This is a genomic window from Boseongicola sp. (assembly GCA_014075275.1).
Lineage (GTDB): Bacteria > Pseudomonadota > Alphaproteobacteria > Rhodobacterales > Rhodobacteraceae.
Genome location: CP046179.1, coordinates 2108004 through 2124601 on the forward strand (window position 1 = coordinate 2108004; position 16598 = coordinate 2124601).

General features: G+C 57.2%; 20 protein-coding genes. 10 read left to right on the plus strand and 10 right to left on the minus strand.

The genetic code is table 11. The features are described from left to right. Positions 1-1032 carry a hypothetical protein gene (locus GKR98_10565; GenBank protein QMU58596.1) on the minus strand — a complete coding sequence of 344 codons (1032 nt, stop codon included), beginning with the start codon at positions 1030-1032 and terminating at the stop codon, positions 1-3. 252 nt (positions 1033-1284) lie between these two features. Here GKR98_10565 and GKR98_10570 point away from each other — a divergent pair, with 252 nt between their 5' ends. Further along, entirely contained in the window at positions 1285-1698 is a 414-nt protein-coding gene (locus tag GKR98_10570) for a universal stress protein (GenBank protein QMU58597.1), read from the plus strand. A gap of 63 nt (positions 1699-1761) precedes the next feature. Here the strand turns inward: GKR98_10570 and GKR98_10575 are convergent, their stop codons facing one another. Beyond that, the gene (locus GKR98_10575; protein QMU60058.1) at positions 1762-2139 is read right to left on the minus strand and encodes an MmcQ/YjbR family DNA-binding protein; all 378 of its coding nucleotides are present in this window, start codon (positions 2137-2139) and stop codon (positions 1762-1764) included. A 70-nt stretch (positions 2140-2209) separates the two neighbouring features. Here GKR98_10575 and GKR98_10580 point away from each other — a divergent pair, with 70 nt between their 5' ends. The 4 genes from GKR98_10580 to GKR98_10595 all read left to right on the plus strand — a co-directional run bounded on the left by GKR98_10580 (position 2210) and on the right by GKR98_10595 (position 3952). Next, positions 2210-2593: a glyoxalase gene (locus tag GKR98_10580; GenBank protein QMU58598.1), complete on the plus strand. Its 384-nt coding sequence runs from the start codon at positions 2210-2212 to the stop codon at positions 2591-2593. Then, positions 2583-3020 carry a hypothetical protein gene (locus GKR98_10585; GenBank protein QMU58599.1) on the plus strand — a complete coding sequence of 146 codons (438 nt, stop codon included), beginning with the start codon at positions 2583-2585 and terminating at the stop codon, positions 3018-3020. The genes GKR98_10580 and GKR98_10585 overlap by 11 nt, the downstream gene beginning before the upstream one ends. 66 nt (positions 3021-3086) lie before the next feature. Next, a complete protein-coding gene (locus GKR98_10590; GenBank protein QMU58600.1) occupies positions 3087-3479 on the plus strand; it encodes a RidA family protein in 393 nt (130 codons plus the stop codon). Between the two features lie 11 nt (positions 3480-3490). Next, a complete protein-coding gene (locus GKR98_10595; protein ID QMU58601.1) occupies positions 3491-3952 on the plus strand; it encodes a hypothetical protein in 462 nt (153 codons plus the stop codon). A gap of 34 nt (positions 3953-3986) precedes the next feature. Here the strand turns inward: GKR98_10595 and GKR98_10600 are convergent, their stop codons facing one another. The 3 genes from GKR98_10600 to GKR98_10610 all read right to left on the minus strand — a co-directional run bounded on the left by GKR98_10600 (position 3987) and on the right by GKR98_10610 (position 8551). Then, positions 3987-6275: a right-handed parallel beta-helix repeat-containing protein gene (locus GKR98_10600; GenBank protein QMU58602.1), complete on the minus strand. Its 2289-nt coding sequence runs from the start codon at positions 6273-6275 to the stop codon at positions 3987-3989. A gap of 167 nt (positions 6276-6442) precedes the next feature. Beyond that, entirely contained in the window at positions 6443-6859 is a 417-nt protein-coding gene (locus GKR98_10605) for a DUF4864 domain-containing protein (GenBank protein ID QMU58603.1), read from the minus strand. Between the two features lie 114 nt (positions 6860-6973). After that, positions 6974-8551: a lysine--tRNA ligase gene (locus GKR98_10610; GenBank protein QMU58604.1), complete on the minus strand. Its 1578-nt coding sequence runs from the start codon at positions 8549-8551 to the stop codon at positions 6974-6976. Positions 8552-8670: 119 nt separating this feature from the next. Between GKR98_10610 and GKR98_10615 the strand changes: the two genes are divergently transcribed. After that, the gene (locus GKR98_10615) at positions 8671-9093 is read left to right on the plus strand and encodes a 2-dehydro-3-deoxyphosphooctonate aldolase (protein ID QMU58605.1); all 423 of its coding nucleotides are present in this window, start codon (positions 8671-8673) and stop codon (positions 9091-9093) included. A 6-nt stretch (positions 9094-9099) separates the two neighbouring features. Here GKR98_10615 and GKR98_10620 read toward each other — a convergent pair whose 3' ends face one another. The 5 genes from GKR98_10620 to GKR98_10640 all read right to left on the minus strand — a co-directional run bounded on the left by GKR98_10620 (position 9100) and on the right by GKR98_10640 (position 12360). Beyond that, positions 9100-9654 carry a hypothetical protein gene (locus tag GKR98_10620; GenBank protein QMU58606.1) on the minus strand — a complete coding sequence of 185 codons (555 nt, stop codon included), beginning with the start codon at positions 9652-9654 and terminating at the stop codon, positions 9100-9102. A gap of 50 nt (positions 9655-9704) precedes the next feature. After that, complete coding sequence (locus GKR98_10625) at positions 9705-10556, minus strand: hypothetical protein (GenBank protein ID QMU58607.1); 852 nt, start codon at positions 10554-10556, stop codon at positions 9705-9707. A gap of 86 nt (positions 10557-10642) precedes the next feature. Next, positions 10643-11242: a nicotinate-nucleotide adenylyltransferase gene (locus tag GKR98_10630; protein QMU58608.1), complete on the minus strand. Its 600-nt coding sequence runs from the start codon at positions 11240-11242 to the stop codon at positions 10643-10645. 97 nt (positions 11243-11339) lie between these two features. Beyond that, on the minus strand, positions 11340-11957 hold the full coding sequence (locus tag GKR98_10635; GenBank protein QMU58609.1) for an SOS response-associated peptidase: 618 nt from the start codon (positions 11955-11957) through the stop codon (positions 11340-11342). A 1-nt stretch (position 11958) separates the two neighbouring features. Beyond that, positions 11959-12360 (minus strand): RidA family protein, encoded by a 402-nt coding sequence (locus GKR98_10640; protein ID QMU60059.1) that lies wholly within the window; start codon positions 12358-12360, stop codon positions 11959-11961. 210 nt (positions 12361-12570) lie between these two features. Here GKR98_10640 and GKR98_10645 point away from each other — a divergent pair, with 210 nt between their 5' ends. From GKR98_10645 to GKR98_10660, 4 genes are read left to right on the plus strand one after another with little or no spacing between them, the layout of a single operon-like run. Then, entirely contained in the window at positions 12571-13593 is a 1023-nt protein-coding gene (locus GKR98_10645) for an ABC transporter substrate-binding protein (GenBank protein QMU58610.1), read from the plus strand. Continuing rightward, a complete protein-coding gene (locus GKR98_10650; protein ID QMU58611.1) occupies positions 13593-14405 on the plus strand; it encodes an ATP-binding cassette domain-containing protein in 813 nt (270 codons plus the stop codon). The genes GKR98_10645 and GKR98_10650 overlap by 1 nt, the downstream gene beginning before the upstream one ends. After that, positions 14402-15253 carry an ABC transporter permease subunit gene (locus tag GKR98_10655; GenBank protein QMU58612.1) on the plus strand — a complete coding sequence of 284 codons (852 nt, stop codon included), beginning with the start codon at positions 14402-14404 and terminating at the stop codon, positions 15251-15253. Before GKR98_10650 ends, GKR98_10655 begins: the two co-directional genes overlap by 4 nt. Further along, positions 15253-16524, plus strand: a complete 1272-nt coding sequence (locus GKR98_10660) for a cytosine deaminase (protein ID QMU58613.1) — start codon at positions 15253-15255, stop codon at positions 16522-16524. The genes GKR98_10655 and GKR98_10660 overlap by 1 nt, the downstream gene beginning before the upstream one ends. Positions 16525-16598: the final 74 nt, after the last annotated feature.

Below are 16598 nucleotides of genomic sequence, written 5' to 3' on the forward strand. Positions count from 1 at the left end.
TTACGGAAGCAGTGCTTCGGCAATCCCGTCGAGGTTGCCCAGCTCGACAAAAAACGGTTCCAGATTTGAAAAGTGCATAACCCCTCGGGGTCGCAGGATTATTCTATGTTCGACTTGATATGCATACGAAAAATGTTTGTAGAATTCTTGATCTGGATCTGATGGGGCATCTTTGTAGGGATCGTAGTACGTTACCGGTCGAGCAATGCACTCCCATAGTGGAAACGCGTAATTGAGAGCATTTTTCATCCGTGCAATGAAAGCCTTGGTATCTCGAACTATCAAGGCTGCGTCGGCGTCAAAATCAGTTGCTAGGCGTCGCTCAGCCGCCGCACAGGTCGAGAAAGGATAATAGTCCGGCAGAGTAAAACTGACAGGTACATAGCCTTGTGAAGTCGGCACTTCTTGACCGTTGACTGATACCGTTTCATCGCCAGCCATATACTCAGAGATGAGTGGCACTCGAAACTTTCGCTCTATCTCCAGGTCCTTGGTTGCGCGATTAAACGCCGATGAATTGTAAGAAGATGCCGGGGCGATCCTGAAACGACCATACCTCATCATATCGTCCACAAACTCTCTCCGCGAAAATTTAACTAAGCACTGAAAAGGCTCAAACTTGATGCCGTTAAGAATTCGGACGCCAATAGGCTGTCCCTTGCCGAAGTAAGGTGCAATTGGGCCAAGCTCTGCTTGGATTTTCTTAAGATCGATATGGCGCCTGTCTAGCTCAACAGTCGCCTCGACAAATGCATTCCAAACCTTGTGCCAGAAACGATCATCCGGGGCGCGAATTTCGATCTTGCCCTCCGATCCGAGGAAATTAACAGACAATGCAGCGTCGTGAAATCGGCGTTTGGCTTCTTCATGTGTGTCAAAAAATAGGAATGGTTTTTGACAGTAACTAAGTTGCCATCGAAGATAGCCCGCTAGCTTTCCGCCACTATTGTTCATACGAGTGCTAAGCTGGTTCGCTCGAACTCGGTAATATTCCAAGCCTGCGGTACTCAATCCATTCGGCATTTCCAGCATTCAACAAAGGAGTGTTTGTACCAGTTGAGTTAATTACTGGCACCATTCAAATCAATGGATTTCGACATCTCAAAGGGTAAGACATTACACAGCATTGACGGCTCATTGAATGCTCAATTTTTACCTTCCATTATACCGACGAATTCCCATCTTCCCACCCGACTAAAATTGCAATCCCCTCCTTGACCCAAATCAAAGCGCCCCACCCCACCTCCATGCTCTACTCCCCTCGAACCAACCAGAGGGACAACCATGTATTCCAACATCCTCGTCGCCATCGACCCTACACACGAACCCAAGCACAAAGACGCAATCGAGCTGGCAACCCAACTCGCCAAGGACGCCAATTCCGAAATCACGGCTGTCTCGGTGATCGAACCCATGCCCAACTACCTCCCCAAGATCGATATCCCCGAAGACATGAAAACCAAGGCGGGCGAGATTGCCCTTGGCAAGCTGCGCAATTTCGTTGGCATGACGTCCGAGGTCAAAACTCGCCTCCTGCATGGCCGCGCCGCCCATGAAATCCTGCAATTCGCAAACGAAAACAAGATCGACTGCATCATCATCGCCTCGCACCAGCCCGGCTTTTCCGACTATCTGCTCGGCTCCACCGCAGCCCGGGTCGTGCGCTATGCCAAATGCGCGGTGCACATCACCCGGTAACGGGACGGCACCGACCCGTCACCGCATCTTCCAAATGGCAATTTCTGACGCGGGCGCAGCCACCTAAGCCGCTGAGGGGCTAAGCGGCACAATTCCCAATTCAACACGCCGCTTCTTGCTCAGGCCCGCCGCCACAAGATCGTAAGACACCAGAATATGCTCACGAAGCAAGGCATCCGTCATACCCCGCGCCTCGTAAACCTGCAGCCACTTCATGCCACGCGACGCCAGGTAAGGCGCCGGTCGTATCCCCGGTTCAGACCCCAAAACCTCAAAGGCGATCTCGCCAACTTTGAACGTGAACGCATCCTTGCCATCCGCCCAGCCACAGATTGCAAAGACCTTGCCGCCCACCTTCCAGACATCGGCATTCCCCCACTGAACAACATGGCTGGTCGCCGCCAGCTCTTCACAAAATGCATTGAACTCTTCACGTGTCATTGCTGCCCCCTTGCCATCCCCAACCATACGCGCAACCTTCAGCCAAACCCAAGCCAAAGGCTCAAAGCTCATGCAAGTTACCGCATTTGATCACGTTAATGTCCGCACCTCCCGTCTTCAGGAAATGGTCGATTGGTATGGCGATATTCTCGATCTGAATCCAGGCCCGCGTCCCGAATTCGACATGCCTGGCGCATGGCTCTATCTCGGCGAACAGCCCATCATCCATCTTGTAGGGGTGGAAGGCGATCCAATCGCAGGCGGCGATGTTACCCTGGAACATTTCGCCCTTCGCGCCACTGGCATGGACGCCTTCAAAGCAAAACTCGCTGAACGTGGGATCGAGCCTATGTATGCAAAGGTTCCCGGCTTGCCTATCGTCCAGGTCAACATCGCTGACCCCGATGGCAACCATATCCACATCGATTTCGACGTGTCTGAACATGACGCCTAGGCTGGCGGCCCTTGTCTGTCTACTCGCCACCCCGGCGACGGCCTGGGACTTTTCCCCGAAGCCGGTGTGCACCCTGTCGAACGACGATGGCGAAACCTCGGTCAGGGTAACCCATGATCCCCGACTGGATCTGCCCTACGCCATTCAAATCACCCGGCAAACAGACACATGGACCCAATCGCCTGTCTTTGCTCTGCGTTTCGACGGCCCCCGCAGCCTGACAATTTCGACAGACCGGCATCAACTAAGCCCGGACACCAGCACGGTCTCTGTGCAGGATAGGGGTTTTGGCAATGTATTAGACGGTATTGCATTCGGGCATACCGCAACCGCATTTCTAGGCGATCAGTCGACGACGTTTTCCACGACAGGTGCTAAATCCGCCGTCGAGCAATTTCGAAACTGCTCCACTGCTCTTGGCGTTTGATCGTCGACAGCCAGCACCCTGCAATGCATTATCTCTCCAAACCGTCCCTAAACATGGATCCAAGCCGTGCAACCCGAGTTCCACCTCTTCGCCAAAGGCCCACGCCCTGTAGCACCGTTCAGCCACGCCGTTGAAACCGATGGTTGGGTCATCCTAACCGGCCAGATGCCCACGGATCCAAACGCACCGGATGCACCCCTGCCCGACGGCATTCAGGCCCAAACCCGTCGCGTCATGCAGAACCTTGAACTTATCCTGGGCGAGTTGAATCTGGACCTTACCCATGTCGTCCAATGCAGATGCTATCTCACTGAATTTGAACAGGACTATTCTGAGTTCAATGAAACCTACCAAAGTTTCTTTGATCCCAACCGGCGCCCGGCGCGCACGACGATAGGCGTCACCGCCCTTGCTGTGGGCGCGCTTGTCGAAATCGACTGTATCGCGCGCAGACCCTAAGCCTTGGCTAAATGAATATTATTCAGAACACCCACGACAAACTCGTGATCGAAGACCGGCCCATTTTTATTGGTGGCTTAGTATGGTTTCTGAGCGCGGCCGCTGTTCTGGCAGTCCTGCGCGGAACGACCGACGGTTTGGGCGAAACCGTGCTGGTAACATTCCTCGGCGTAGGCGGCTGTGTCTTGGCCTGGCATTTCTTCCCATTTCAGCGGTTCACATTCGACAGAAAGTCTGGCGTTCTTGCACGCCGCATCGCGCGCATCACTGGTGCCAAAATCAAAGAAACTCAGATCGCCGACATAAAACAGGCTGCCAATCAGGGCAGTTGGTCCGACGGCGATCGACTAGAACGTGTCGCGCTCTTGATGCACAACGCGGACCCGTATCCATTGGAATTCGGCTACTCCAGCACACCACGCAAACCCATCATCGACGCGATCAACGCATGGCTAGAGGACGGGCAAAATTAAGTCACCCGCCCTTCGCAACCGACGCGCTAAGTCCTCAAATCGGCCGATCCACGCGAGTCGTGACATGCACGCGCCCCCGCACAGGTTCCGGCCAGTTCAAAGACACTTGGTTCTTGGACACTCCCACCTCGGTGGTCACATAGGGCAAGGCGAAAACACCCCCATTCGCTACATTCTGAATCGCCCCTTCCGGCACGATCGACGTCACCTCACGCGCACGCCCGCCAAACGGCAAATACCCCGACACGTCCAGCATCCAACTTGCCGACTCGGTCAGCTGATCAAACTGCAACGTCACCGGATTGATCGTATTCTGCCCGATCCCGTTAAACGTATTGCCTGAAAACTCCACATTCCGCGTCGCCCCGAAGTCCAGCGTAGCAACCGAGTCATCCAGCCGTTCAATCCGATCCGTGGTTCCGTTCAGCGACTTGAATGTATTGCCCGTAACCGACAGCCCTTGCAGGAAATGCCCTGCGCCATAAGGCTTGATCACAATCCACGAGAAGTAACTCGCCGCGTCGTTTACCGTGAAGATGTTCCCCGTCACAGTCAGCCCGCCAAAGGAATACTCCGCCGCAAAATCCGGGGCCTCGTCATGTTCGTTCGTCCACTCGATGAACGAGTTATCAATGTAGTTCCCAGTGATCACCGATTTAACATTCGGCTCAGTCAGAACCAACCCGGCCACACGCGGGCCATCCGGCACGTTATCGCCCTGAAACCAGTGGTTCCCGACAATCAGGTGCCCGTTCCCGTGCAAGACCATTGTCGTGCCAAACCGCTGGAACCTATTGTCCCTGATCTTTGCGTCATTGGCGTTAACATTGAACCCAAGCGAAACCCGCGCAGTCGCCGCCACCGCCTGTTCGTCCGAGACGAAGTGACAGCGATCAATCTGCAGATCCTGACACCCGATCCCATGGCTCGTCACGCCTCGGTCCTTGGGCTTCGTGATGAAGCAATCCTTCAAATGGAATGTCTCACCTGCAGGGGCCAGCAAAACGCCGCTCGCCGCACCCTGACAATGGATCTCCACATCCGACAAAGTAAACTTGGACAGCTTGGTAAAGCCCGAGAAATCAAACACATACCGAAACCGCCGGAACGTATACACCTGCGAAGACGGCGCCGCGTGCAAAGGCTGCGACAGAGAAATGGTTCCAGCCCCGACGTTCTTTGCCGCCACATAGACCTCACGACCAACGCCCGCGCCCTCAACCAACGACCCGACGGCGATATTCGCCACATTTGCCACCGCCGTCAGCGTCACAGGCAGTGTCACATCATAACCCGCAAGACTGGACAGCACCTCAGTATCCCAAGCTGCCCCCGGCACCACGTTCAACTGCCCGTTGCGAATTACCCGACGGATTTCGTATGTCGCCGTCCCGGCCGCTGCCGCCAAATCAATCGGCTCGGTTACCTCGATACGGCGCCCACCCAGATCAAAGTTTTCATGATCGGCAAAGTTCACCAGCGCCTGAAGACCCTTCTTCAGCGCCAGAACCTCGTCCCCAAATGCGGCTGCGTAAGTCGGCGGGTCGAAATTCCGGCGCAGGATCAACCGCTTATCTTCCGGCATCGTCACGGTGCCGACAAAGCGCACCGGAAACTCAAACGTCACATTGTCGCTCAGTAAATACGTCCCATCAGGCACCACAATCTCACGTCCCGCCGCCGCCGTATTCGCCGCCAGAAATGCCGCTGTGTCATCCGCCAGACCATCGCCAACCGCTCCGAAATCTCGCACATTGACCCAATCCATCATCACCCGATGGAAAACCGAAGTCACATCTTCGACCTCGATATTCTCAATCCGAACGATACCGCCATTTGGCCCCGTCAGATCCAACCCCAGGTGCCCGTAAATGACCGGCGTGCCCCAATGCATATCAACACCGGTGCGCGCGCCCGATCCAATAATCGCAGTAACTTCAACGACATCACCATACGCGTCCAACGTTACCGACCCGGCAGAGGTCACCAGCCCGGCAACGGTCGCACCGCCCGCCTGCCCAGCCCACCCAGAAATCCGAACCGAGGGAAACGCACCCGAAATGGCTTTCACGCGCACTTTCACCCGCAGATAGCACCCTGGCAAAATCTGAGTCTCACCGGTATAGCGCAGCTTTTGTACCGCATCGGTTTTTTGCAGTTCCAGACAATCGCCAAAGTCTGTGTCGCCGGTGACAATCGCCGCACTTGTGCTTCCGTCATAGGTCAAAGATCCGGGTGTTCCGTCCTCGCTCGACCAAACGTTCAACCCGGCCTCAAAAGCCGGGGGCATCAATACCAGACCGTCGGTGATTGCCTTGTTCATCTCGCGCCCTTTCCATGCACCGAAAGCCGCGCCCCCACGGGGGCACAAAGGCGCAAAACAGCACCCGAAAATCTCGCTTTCGTGAAATCACCGGCCAATCCCGGCGTCGGACAAAATGTCTAGGAAAGTTCCGTTAACCGACGGCTAACCATGCGAGCGGTGCCTCGTCAGGCCCCCACCCCCGGTGCCTGCAAAATGCTGACCCCATTGATCCGCCAGCCGTCCTGCGTCGGAATCATCTGATACTCCAACACATGGCTCTGCCCCGCTCCGTCCAGGATCAGAACCTGCTGCCAAAGCAACCCGCCACGTTCGCGCAAATCCAGAAACGTCAGTTTGGACGGACGCCAGACCATCGGATACCCATTGCGCACCATCGAGCCAAAGTTCTCTGAACTGCCGAAAAGCTGCTGGATCATCGGCGAGGCGAAATCAAACGCCGCCCCGAAATCATCCACCAGAAACGCATCAATCTGACCCTGAATGGTGGCCTCAAGCGAAGGCTCGCCGGGCAATACCCGCGCTTCCTGCGCTGTTGCCGCCCATCCGAAACACAAAACCGCTAGCACCGCCAAGATCCGCATGTCGAACGCACTCCCCATCTTTCCTTTTAAGAAAGATACGCACGAAACGCCGTTCAGGTTTCAAAAAACCCGACCCGCAAACCACAAACATTTGTTTTTAAGACAAAAGAACCGTCAGGAAAGATCGCCCGCCAGCGCCTTATCCATCAGCGCTACGCTCTCGCTCACGCCATAAAGCGCAATGAAACCGCCGAACCGTGGCCCCTGCGACGCGCCCAACAGCACCTCGTAAAGCGCCTTGAACCAGTCGCGTAAAGGTTCGAACTCATGCTCTTTACCCACGGCAAAAACCATCGACTGCAATTCTTCCGCATCCACAGCCCCATCCCAGCTTTCCAGCCGCAATTTCAGATCGACCAACGCTGCTTGTTCCTTCTCATCCGGCGCGCGAAACACCCTTTGCGGACGGACAAAGTCGTTGAAATACCGCACCGCAAACCCGGCCGCCGCATCCAGATCAGGATGAGTCTCCGCCGAAGCCTCCGGCGCATAGCGCTGGATAAAGCCCCACAAAGTCTCTTTGTCCTCAGCTCCAGAAACCGACGCCAGGTTCAGCAACATTGCAAATGGCACCACCATATTCGACGCAGGCACATTGCCCCCGTGGATATGGAACACCGGATTGGCCAGTCGCGCCTTGTCATCCTGCCCCGCATAGGCCCTGAGCTGCTGGTGAAATTCATCCACCGCCTTCGGGATCACATCAAAATGCATCCGTTTCGCCGTCTTCGGCTTGGCATACATGAAATACGACAGGCTTTCGGTCGAGGCATAGGTCAGCCACTCGTCAATCGAGATGCCATTGCCCGACGATTTCGAAATCTTCTGACCGTTTTCATCCAGGAACAACTCATACGAAAAATGCTCCGGCTTCTTGCCGCCCAGGATCTCGCAAATCCGGTCGTAAATCGCGGTATTGGTCGCGTGTTCCTTGCCATACATCTCGAAATCAACGTCCAACGCCGCCCAGCGCGCGCCAAAGTCCGGCTTCCACTGCAACTTCACGTTCCCGCCCGTCACCGGCAACGTCCATTCCTTGCCGTCTTCGTCATCAAACGTGACCGTATGGTTCACGCCGTCCACATGCTTCATCGGCACATACAGAACCCGTCCCGTCTCAGGATGGATCGGCAGAAAGATCGAATAAGTCGCCGCCCGTTCATCCCGCAAGGATTTCAGCATCACCGCCATCACATCGTCATACCGCTCCGCTGCCCGGCGCAACACGTCATCAAACTGGCCGGACTGATAAAATTCCCGAGCCGAGTAAAACTCGTACTCAAACCCAAAGGTGTCCAGAAACCGGCGCAACATCGCATTGTTGTGGTGTCCAAAACTCTCATGCGTACCAAAGGGATCAGGAACCGACGTCAGGGGCCGATGCATGTGTTCCGCCAGCATTTCCTGCTGTGGCACGTTCCCCGGCACTTTGCGCATCCCGTCCAGATCGTCCGAGAAACAGATCAGCTTCGTTGGAATGTCGCTGATCACCTCAAACGCCCGGCGGATCATCGTCGTGCGCAGCACCTCGCCGAACGTCCCGATATGCGGCAAACCCGATGGGCCATACCCCGTTTCAAACAACACATAGCCCTTATCGGACGGCGCCTTTTCATACCGTTTCAACAGACGGCGCGCCTCTTCAAAAGGCCAGGCCTTCGAGGTCATTGCTGCATCTCTGAATGCGGTCATCACGGTCATCCTAATTGGGTCAATAGCGCGCCATTGGTGCGCAAGGCCCGCTACCTATTGCGGGCAGCCTTTGGCGTCAATAAATACGAAAGAGCAAAAGCCATAAGGAACCTAGACCAGTGACACTGAACCCAAACGACTTCTCGCCCGAAGATACACTGGTTGCGATCATGATCGCAGTTTCCGCTGCCGACGAAACCATTCGCACCGCCGAACTGGTCTCGATCGAACGCATCGTGAACCACCTGCCTGCTTTTGCAGCCTTCGACCCGGCCCGGATGAAAGACATTTCAAACGTCGTTTTTGATCTCTTCGCAGACGAAGACGGCCTCGACATCCTCTGGGACGCTGTGCGCGCCACCCTGCCCGAGCGCCTGTTCGAAACCGCCTATGCAGTTGCCTGCGACGTCGCCGCTGCCGATGGCAGTGCGCGCGAAGGCGAACTCAGGTTCCTCGAAGATATGCGCTATCAACTGGATATCGACCGCCTTCATGCAGCCGCCATCGAACGTGGCGCACGGGCACGTCACCTAACCGTTTAGTCCAGCCTAGGCTTGATCGAAAGAAACCGCCCAATTCGCCAAAAGCTGCTTTTGCAGATTTCGGGATTGGTTCGCCCAGCGCCGTGCGCCTCGGGGACGCTCGCGCATTTCCGGCGGGATTGCGTCCCGGCGTTCCGTGTCAGCCGTGAATATCGCGAAAACCAATGTCCGGTTGCTTTCTGTCGTCACATACCCAGCCAGTGAACTGACAAAATTCAACGTCCCGGTTTTGGCAGAAACCGCCACTTTGGTCAGCGTTGCTCCCTTCACCCTCGGGTTTGGCAAGGACATCGACTTCATCAATTCACCAACTCGAGTGTCGCCACGCAATATTTCTACCATGTCCTGCGGCGATATGGACGAGTCATATCCAAGCCCGGAATGATCCAGAAACCGCACCCCATTCGCTCCGAACTTCGTCCGTGCCCAGCCCGCCATCCGCGAACCCGATGCAATTAAACTCGGTGTCGACACACCTTTCGCCGCCGTCGCGGTCAGCCCAGCCGCTTCGGCCGTCAAATTGGTCGAAAACTTCAACATCCGCCTCAAAAGCTCTTTCATCGGAGCGCTTGTGGTCTGCGCAAATGGCGCTCCCTTAGGCGCTTGATCTGTTAGTTCAGCAGGCGGAAAACATCGCCCGCATACAGTGCCGGGAACCGCACTGGCAGCCACCGCGCGCCTTTCTTCTTTCCCAAAGAACCGCGGGCTACTGACCACAAATCCTTATTGTACCCTCGTTGATAATCATAAACCGGCGCGCCTCGATCAACGATCGTCATCCGGGCGATTTTGGTATCGGGGCGAAATTTCAACCCCGGAGCCTGCATCGTCAGCTCGAATTCTTTGCCTTTTGGCAACCATTCAAAATGCACGCGGTTGAAATTCAGGTTCAATCCACAGAATGCCGGATTATAGGCCACATGTTCAGGTTGATCGTGGGCAATGCGATCCCCGCGTGGCAGGGCATCTGACCAAACCAGAAAGCGTCCGGCAACCGTCGTGATACCTGCTTCTTTTAAGGCTATTGTCAGTTCTGCCAGACGATCCGTGTCCAGTGTCGGGTCGCCTCGCCCTGCCAGGACCAGATCGCCTTCCAAACGCCCCTCAACGACCTCGCCATTCACATAGATGTCTGTTTTAAAACAGTAATCATCGCCAAGGCGATCCAACGCATAAAGCGCGGTCACCGCCTTTAACGTGCTGGCAGGCGGCATTGGCTGCTCTGAAAGACGCGCGTCCAATATCTGTCCGGTCTCGGCGTCGGCAATCGCATAAGCCACCCGCCCTTTCAGCCCGGCGCGGGCAACAACCGCGTCACCCACAGCTTTCACGGGTTCAGCGCTCAAAGCCCCGTTGCGCGCTTTCGGGCGAACACCGATCACCGGAGCTTCGGCAAAGGCCGCACTACCGATCCCGGCAGCCAGTCCAGCCAACAAGGCGCGTCTTGAGCAAGTCGTTGTCATCGGTGCGTTTATCCAGCGGCTTTGCTTAACAGACAATCCTATGTCTGCCTGCCGTGACGAAATTGTGACCAGCAGGACTCAACCCGTTAACGTCGTCCAAAACGCGCTCGAATAGCTGTCGAACTCTCAGCGCTCATTGGCACATTCACGAAACACCATGCCGGTGCCCCGACATGAGCCAGCTTCAAAGCCTCTCGCGCCCGCAATCGATCTGACCGAAAATAGCGTGCTGCGGGTGACATCCGCGCTGATATGCGCTCGCCCGGACGCGCCAGAATGCCAATCGGCACCATAGCGAATATGTCCCGCCAGCTATCCCACAGATGGAACTGCGCCAGATTATCGGCCCCCATCAACCAGACAAACGTCACCCCCGGATACTGCGCCTGCAAAGCCTGCAACGTCGCGGCGGTATATCGGGTTCCCATCCGCTCTTCTAAGGCTGTCACCAGAATACGCGGATGCTGCATGACGTCTCGCGCCCGTGCTAAACGTTCTTCCAATGGTGCCGGGCCCCGCGCCTTCAAAGGATTTCCCGGGCTCACCAACCACCAAACTTCGTCCAGACCGAAGCGTTTCAACGCCTCTAACGAGATATGGCGATGCCCCTCGTGGGCCGGATCAAACGAGCCACCCAACAGTCCAATCACCCGACCGGGCCGCGCAACCGGAAACCCCTCAGCCATTGCCAAATGCTCCGGGCATCAAATCATATGTCCATATTCTCAATGACATAGCACACCACTGACGCGCGCCGCCGGGGTTGTCAATTGACACTGAACCCTAGCCAGCCGTCCAATCCACATCCCCCGCCTCTTCCACCAGCAAAGAACCATCCGGGTAAGGACGCATCAAGGCCGCTGCTTGTTCGATCGACCCGTTCAACCAAGTTTCAAAGTCTCCGGGGTCCAGGATGACCCCCATGCGATGGTGAATGTCGCGCACATCCCCGCTTGGCTCGCATGTCACTGTCGCCACCTGGTCGACCACCCGCCCACCCGGTGCCGCCCATCTGTCCGTAATCACAGCAAAAGCCATCAAGTCACTCGACTTAGGCCGAATGCGCCATGCCGTTTTTCGCCGCTTCTCTCCCGTCCATTCATACCAGCCATCACAAGGCACAATGGCCCGCCCAACGCCGGCATAGGCGCTTTTGTCAAAAACCGTCTCGCTGCGGGCGTTGATGATGGTCTCCAAGACCGGTCGCCCCCGCGCGTTCACGCGCCCAACGGGAATGATCCCCCAACGCATCCTCGACAGAACGCGATCGGCGCCACAGACAACGATCTCTTCACCCGGCGATACATTCCGGCGTGCGGGTTCGTTCAGCCCACCGACTTCAGCGTCCATCCACTTGGCAACCTGCCCCACTGGCGTCTCCAAAAAGAAACGCCCCGGCATCTCAGACTCCGACTTTCACAGCAGCAACAACCTCAACCTCCACACGAAACTCAGGCCGCGTGAACCCCGTAACAATCATTAACGTCGACGCGGGCAACCGCCCAACATCTGCCAACCACCGATCCCGCGCGGCCATGTATCCGGCCATAAACGCGCGATCCGTCACAAATGCGTTGATCCGCACAACGTCCCCTCGCCCCGCACCGCATTCCGCCAAAATGGCGTCGATATTGGCAAAACAGATATCCGCCTGCGCTCCCTCATCCTCCGGCACATTGCCATCCAGTGCCAACCCCAACTGCCCGGACGTAAATATCAACTCATGTCCGGCAGGCACCGAAACCCCATGCGCATACCGCGCAAACGGTGGCGCGATGGTCTTAGGTGTTAACTCACGCATCAGAAACTCCTTCAATCACTCAAAGCTGACGCCCAAAATCAGCTTCGGCAAGCAAATTACCTGACTAAGTTCTGCTGATTCAACGTGCGAATCGATGGGATCTGGCTAATCATTGGACAAGACCCTCGGGTGGGACCAGCAACCAACGTGTTGCACATGGCCAAATCGGCCAACTCACCCACAAATGGCGTTGAACAAAACCTGGAGGAACAAATGTCACTCAAATCAAACCTGCTTGCGACCAGCATCGCAACTCTCGTCGGCTCAACCGCGTTCGCCGGTGGCCACCTGACCGAGGTCAGCTTCGGCACCAACTGGATCGCCCAGGCCGAACACGGCGGCTACTACCAGGCCGTTGCCGATGGCACTTATGAGGCTTGCGGCCTTTCCGTCACCGTCGTTCCCGGCGGCCCACAAGTGAACAACCGCGCCCAGATGCTGGCGGGCAAGATCGAGTTCCACATGGGCGGCAACCTGTTGCAAGCCTTCTCGGCCGCCAAAGAAGGCATCCCGATGAAAGTCGTCGCGGCGCACTTCCAGAAAGAACCACAGGTGCTTCTGTCTCACCCCGGCAAAGTGTCCAGCTTCGAAGACCTGAAAAACCTCGAAACGCTGATCATCGGCGACAACGGCTTCCAAAGCTTCTACCAGTGGATGATGGCCGACTATGGCTTCTCTGCCGAAAACCGGGTGCCCTATACGTTCAACCCCGCGCCGTTCCTTGCCAACGAAAACAGCGCGCAGCAGGGCTACATCACTTCCGAACCTTTCGCGATTGAAAACGAAGGCGGATTTGCACCCGACATCTGGCTTCTGGCCGACTCAGGCTTCACCACCTACGCCACCACTGTCGAAACCATGCAGGCCACAATCGATTCCAACCCGGACGCCGTTCGCTGCTTCGTTGAAGGGTCCGCCGTTGGCTGGGCCAACTACCTCTACGGTGACCCATCGGCTGCCAACGCTCTGATCAAGGCCGACAACGCGGATATGTCAGATGCTCAGATCGCTTTCTCCATCGATAAGATGAAAGAATACGGCATCGTCGATTCCGGTGACGCGTTGGAACTTGGCATCGGAGCCATGAAGGCCGAAACCATCCAGGGCTTTTATGACAAGATGGTCGCCGTCGGCGTCACCGAAGCTGGCCTCGATATCGAAAGCATCTACTCGCTGGAATTCGCCAACACCGGCGCAGGCCTTGCTGCCAAAGAAAAGGCCTCGATGGCACAATAATGAATAACGAAACCACCGCCGTGCCCGCTGATGCGGGCACGGACACCATGTCTGCACGCGCGCCCATTCTATCGCTGAAAAACGTCGACAAGGTCTTCGGACGCGATGTCGTCGCGTTGAAAGGCATGGAGTTGCAAATACGCGAAGGCGATTTCGTCTCCCTGCTCGGCCCTTCCGGCTGCGGCAAATCCACGGCCTTGCGCCTGATCGCAGACCTGATCCACCCCACCGCCGGATCAATCAAATGGCATGTCGACAAAGCCCCCGGCGCGCTATCCGTCGTCTTCCAGGAACCTTCGCTGATGCCTTGGGCCACCGTCGAAGATAACGTCTGGCTGCCCCTGCGCCTGCAGGGCAAATCCAAATCCGCTGCCCAAAATGACATTAACGAAGCCCTTGCCCTCGTCGGCCTCGAAAAGTTCCACGATTCCTACCCCCGCGAGCTTTCAGGCGGCATGAAAATGCGCGTCTCCATCGCCCGCGCGCTGGTCACGCACCCGCGCCTGATCCTGATGGACGAACCCTTCGCCGCTCTCGACGAAATCACCCGTTTCAAACTGAACAACGACCTTCTTTTGCTGAAAGAAAAAACCGGCAGCACCGTCGTCTTCGTCACCCACTCGGTCTTCGAAAGCGTGTTCTTATCCGACCGCATCGTCATCATGGCCGCCCGTCCGGGCCGCGTCATCCGCGAACTGCAGGTCGATGAACCCTACCCCCGCAGCGAACATTTCCGCACATCCGCCGACTACGCAGCCCATTGCCGCGCCGCCTCTGACGCGCTGAAAGCCGCCATGGGAGAGCACGCATGAGCGACCAGACAACCGCCATTCCCCTCATCGACGAAGAAGAGGCTGCCCGCGCCAAAGCGCGCCGTATCGCCGCCATCGCCCGCTGGGTTCTGCCAATCACAGTCCTCGTGATCGCCATTGGCAGTTGGCATACCATCGTCACCGTCAATGAAATTCCCCACTACATCCTGCCCAGCCCCGGCGACGTCGCCACCGCCCTGTTCGAAAACTGGGGTTCGCTAGTCCAAAGCTGGTATGTGACCATGGCCATCACCGCCATGGCCCTGACGCTGGCTGTCACCGTCGGCGTGGGCATCGCGGTCCTGTTCAACCTCTCGAAATGGGTCGAGATGTCGTTCTTCCCCTACGCGGTCGTCCTGCAGGTCACCCCGATTATCGCCGTCGCCCCGCTGATCTTCATCTATGTCGACAGCAAAATCGTCGGCCTCCTGATCTGCGCCTGGATCGTCGCCTTCTTCCCGATCCTGTCCAACACCATCCTCGGCCTCAACTCTGCCGACCATAACCTGCGCGACCTCTTCCAGGTCTACGGTGCCACCCGCTGGCAACGCCTGCGCTACCTCCAAGCCCCGGCCGCGCTCCCCTACTTCCTCGGTGGCCTCCGCATTGCAGGCGGCCTCTCCCTGATCGGAGCGGTCGTCGCGGAATTCGTCGCCGGGTCAGGAGGCATCGGCTCCGGCCTCGCCTTCCGAATACTCGAGGCCAGCTATCGCCTCCAAATCCCCAAGATGTTCGCCGCCCTCCTGCTGATCATCCTCACCGGCATCGCGATCTATCTGGCGACGAACCTGCTCAGCCACATGCTCTTAAGAAAATGGCACGAAAGTGCAATAAAAAGGGAGGTGTGATGGGGTTCAGCGCCCTGCCCAGCGGCACATTCACACTTGCAAACGTCACGGTTCCGGCCTGCCTCATGGGGCAGCCCGGCGACCTCATCACCACCGACATCGGCATCGCGGATGGCAAGATCGCCACCCCCACCAGCCCCCGCATCGACATGGCCCGCGCCATGGTGTTCCCGTGCTTCACCGACATGCACACCCATCTCGACAAGGGCCACATCTGGCCCCGCGCCGCCAATCCCGACGGCACTTTCATGGGCGCGCTGACAACCGTGGGCGATGACCGCGCCGCAAACTGGTCTGCCAAAGACGTGAAGACCCGCATGGAGTTCTCACTGAAATGCGCCTACGCCCACGGTACCCGCGCCATCCGCACCCACCTCGACAGCATTGCCCCGCAAGACGACATTTCCTGGCCCGTCTTCGCTGAACTGCGCGATGAATGGGCCGACCGTATCACCCTTCAGGCCGCCAGCCTCGTTGGCTGCGACACCTTCGAAAACGTCGCCCAGGACTACGCCCATACCGCCGATCTGGTCGCCCAAACCGGCGGAACCCTCGGCATGGTAACCTACCCCTTGCCCGACCTTCGCCAACGCCTCCTCGATTTCTTCACCCTCGCCGGAGACCGCAATCTCAACGTCGATTTCCACACCGACGAGACCATGGACCTAAGCGTCGAAACCCTGCGCATGATCGCCGAAACCGCCCTCGAAATCGGCTTCACCAACCCAATCATCGTCGGACACCTCTGCTCCCTCTCGACCCAGGACGAGGCCCGCGCCCTCAACACCATCGATCTGGTCGCAAAGGCCAACATCCACGTCGTCAGCCTGCCCATGTGCAACCTCTACCTGCAAGATCGTCACGCCCACCGCACCCCACGCGGTCGCGGCATCACCCTCGTGCACGAAATAAAAGCCCGCGGCATCAACCTCAGCTTCGCCAGCGACAACACCCGCGATCCTTTTTACGCCTACGGCGACCTCGATATGATCGAGGTTATGCGCCAGGCCACCCGCATCGGCCATCTCGACCACACCGGAACCGACTGGCCCCACGCCTTCACCACCAACCCAACCCGAGCCTGCGGCTTCACACCCCAGTCCCTCGCCATCGGCGACCCCGCCGACCTCGTCATCACCCGCGCCCGCGACTGGACCGAGCTTTTCGCCCGCCCCCAATCCGACCGCATCGTCCTGCGCAAAGGCAAAGAAATCGACACCACCCCACCCGACTACGCCGACCTCGACCACCTCATGGACCCACCAAAATGAACCACATCATTATTGGCCCAAAAATATCCCGGGGGTTTGGGGGCAGAGCCCCCACCGCGACGCGCAGAATGCGC

Bases quoted from the DNA above. Each gene is read 5' to 3' on its own strand.
- GKR98_10565 (QMU58596.1), bottom strand. From the start codon at position 1,032: ATGCTGGAAATGCCGAATGGATTGAGTACCGCAGGCTTGGAATATTAC.
- GKR98_10570 (QMU58597.1), top strand. From the start codon at position 1,285: ATGTATTCCAACATCCTCGTCGCCATCGACCCTACACACGAACCCAAG.
- GKR98_10575 (QMU60058.1), bottom strand. From the start codon at position 2,139: ATGACACGTGAAGAGTTCAATGCATTTTGTGAAGAGCTGGCGGCGACC.
- GKR98_10580 (QMU58598.1), top strand. From the start codon at position 2,210: ATGCAAGTTACCGCATTTGATCACGTTAATGTCCGCACCTCCCGTCTT.
- GKR98_10585 (QMU58599.1), top strand. From the start codon at position 2,583: ATGACGCCTAGGCTGGCGGCCCTTGTCTGTCTACTCGCCACCCCGGCG.
- GKR98_10595 (QMU58601.1), top strand. From the start codon at position 3,491: ATGAATATTATTCAGAACACCCACGACAAACTCGTGATCGAAGACCGG.
- GKR98_10600 (QMU58602.1), bottom strand. From the start codon at position 6,275: ATGAACAAGGCAATCACCGACGGTCTGGTATTGATGCCCCCGGCTTTT.
- GKR98_10605 (QMU58603.1), bottom strand. From the start codon at position 6,859: ATGCGGATCTTGGCGGTGCTAGCGGTTTTGTGTTTCGGATGGGCGGCA.
- GKR98_10610 (QMU58604.1), bottom strand. From the start codon at position 8,551: ATGACCGCATTCAGAGATGCAGCAATGACCTCGAAGGCCTGGCCTTTT.
- GKR98_10620 (QMU58606.1), bottom strand. From the start codon at position 9,654: ATGAAAGAGCTTTTGAGGCGGATGTTGAAGTTTTCGACCAATTTGACG.
- GKR98_10625 (QMU58607.1), bottom strand. From the start codon at position 10,556: ATGACAACGACTTGCTCAAGACGCGCCTTGTTGGCTGGACTGGCTGCC.
- GKR98_10630 (QMU58608.1), bottom strand. From the start codon at position 11,242: ATGGCTGAGGGGTTTCCGGTTGCGCGGCCCGGTCGGGTGATTGGACTG.
- GKR98_10635 (QMU58609.1), bottom strand. From the start codon at position 11,957: ATGCCGGGGCGTTTCTTTTTGGAGACGCCAGTGGGGCAGGTTGCCAAG.
- GKR98_10645 (QMU58610.1), top strand. From the start codon at position 12,571: ATGTCACTCAAATCAAACCTGCTTGCGACCAGCATCGCAACTCTCGTC.
- GKR98_10650 (QMU58611.1), top strand. From the start codon at position 13,593: ATGAATAACGAAACCACCGCCGTGCCCGCTGATGCGGGCACGGACACC.
- GKR98_10655 (QMU58612.1), top strand. From the start codon at position 14,402: ATGAGCGACCAGACAACCGCCATTCCCCTCATCGACGAAGAAGAGGCT.
- GKR98_10660 (QMU58613.1), top strand. From the start codon at position 15,253: ATGGGGTTCAGCGCCCTGCCCAGCGGCACATTCACACTTGCAAACGTC.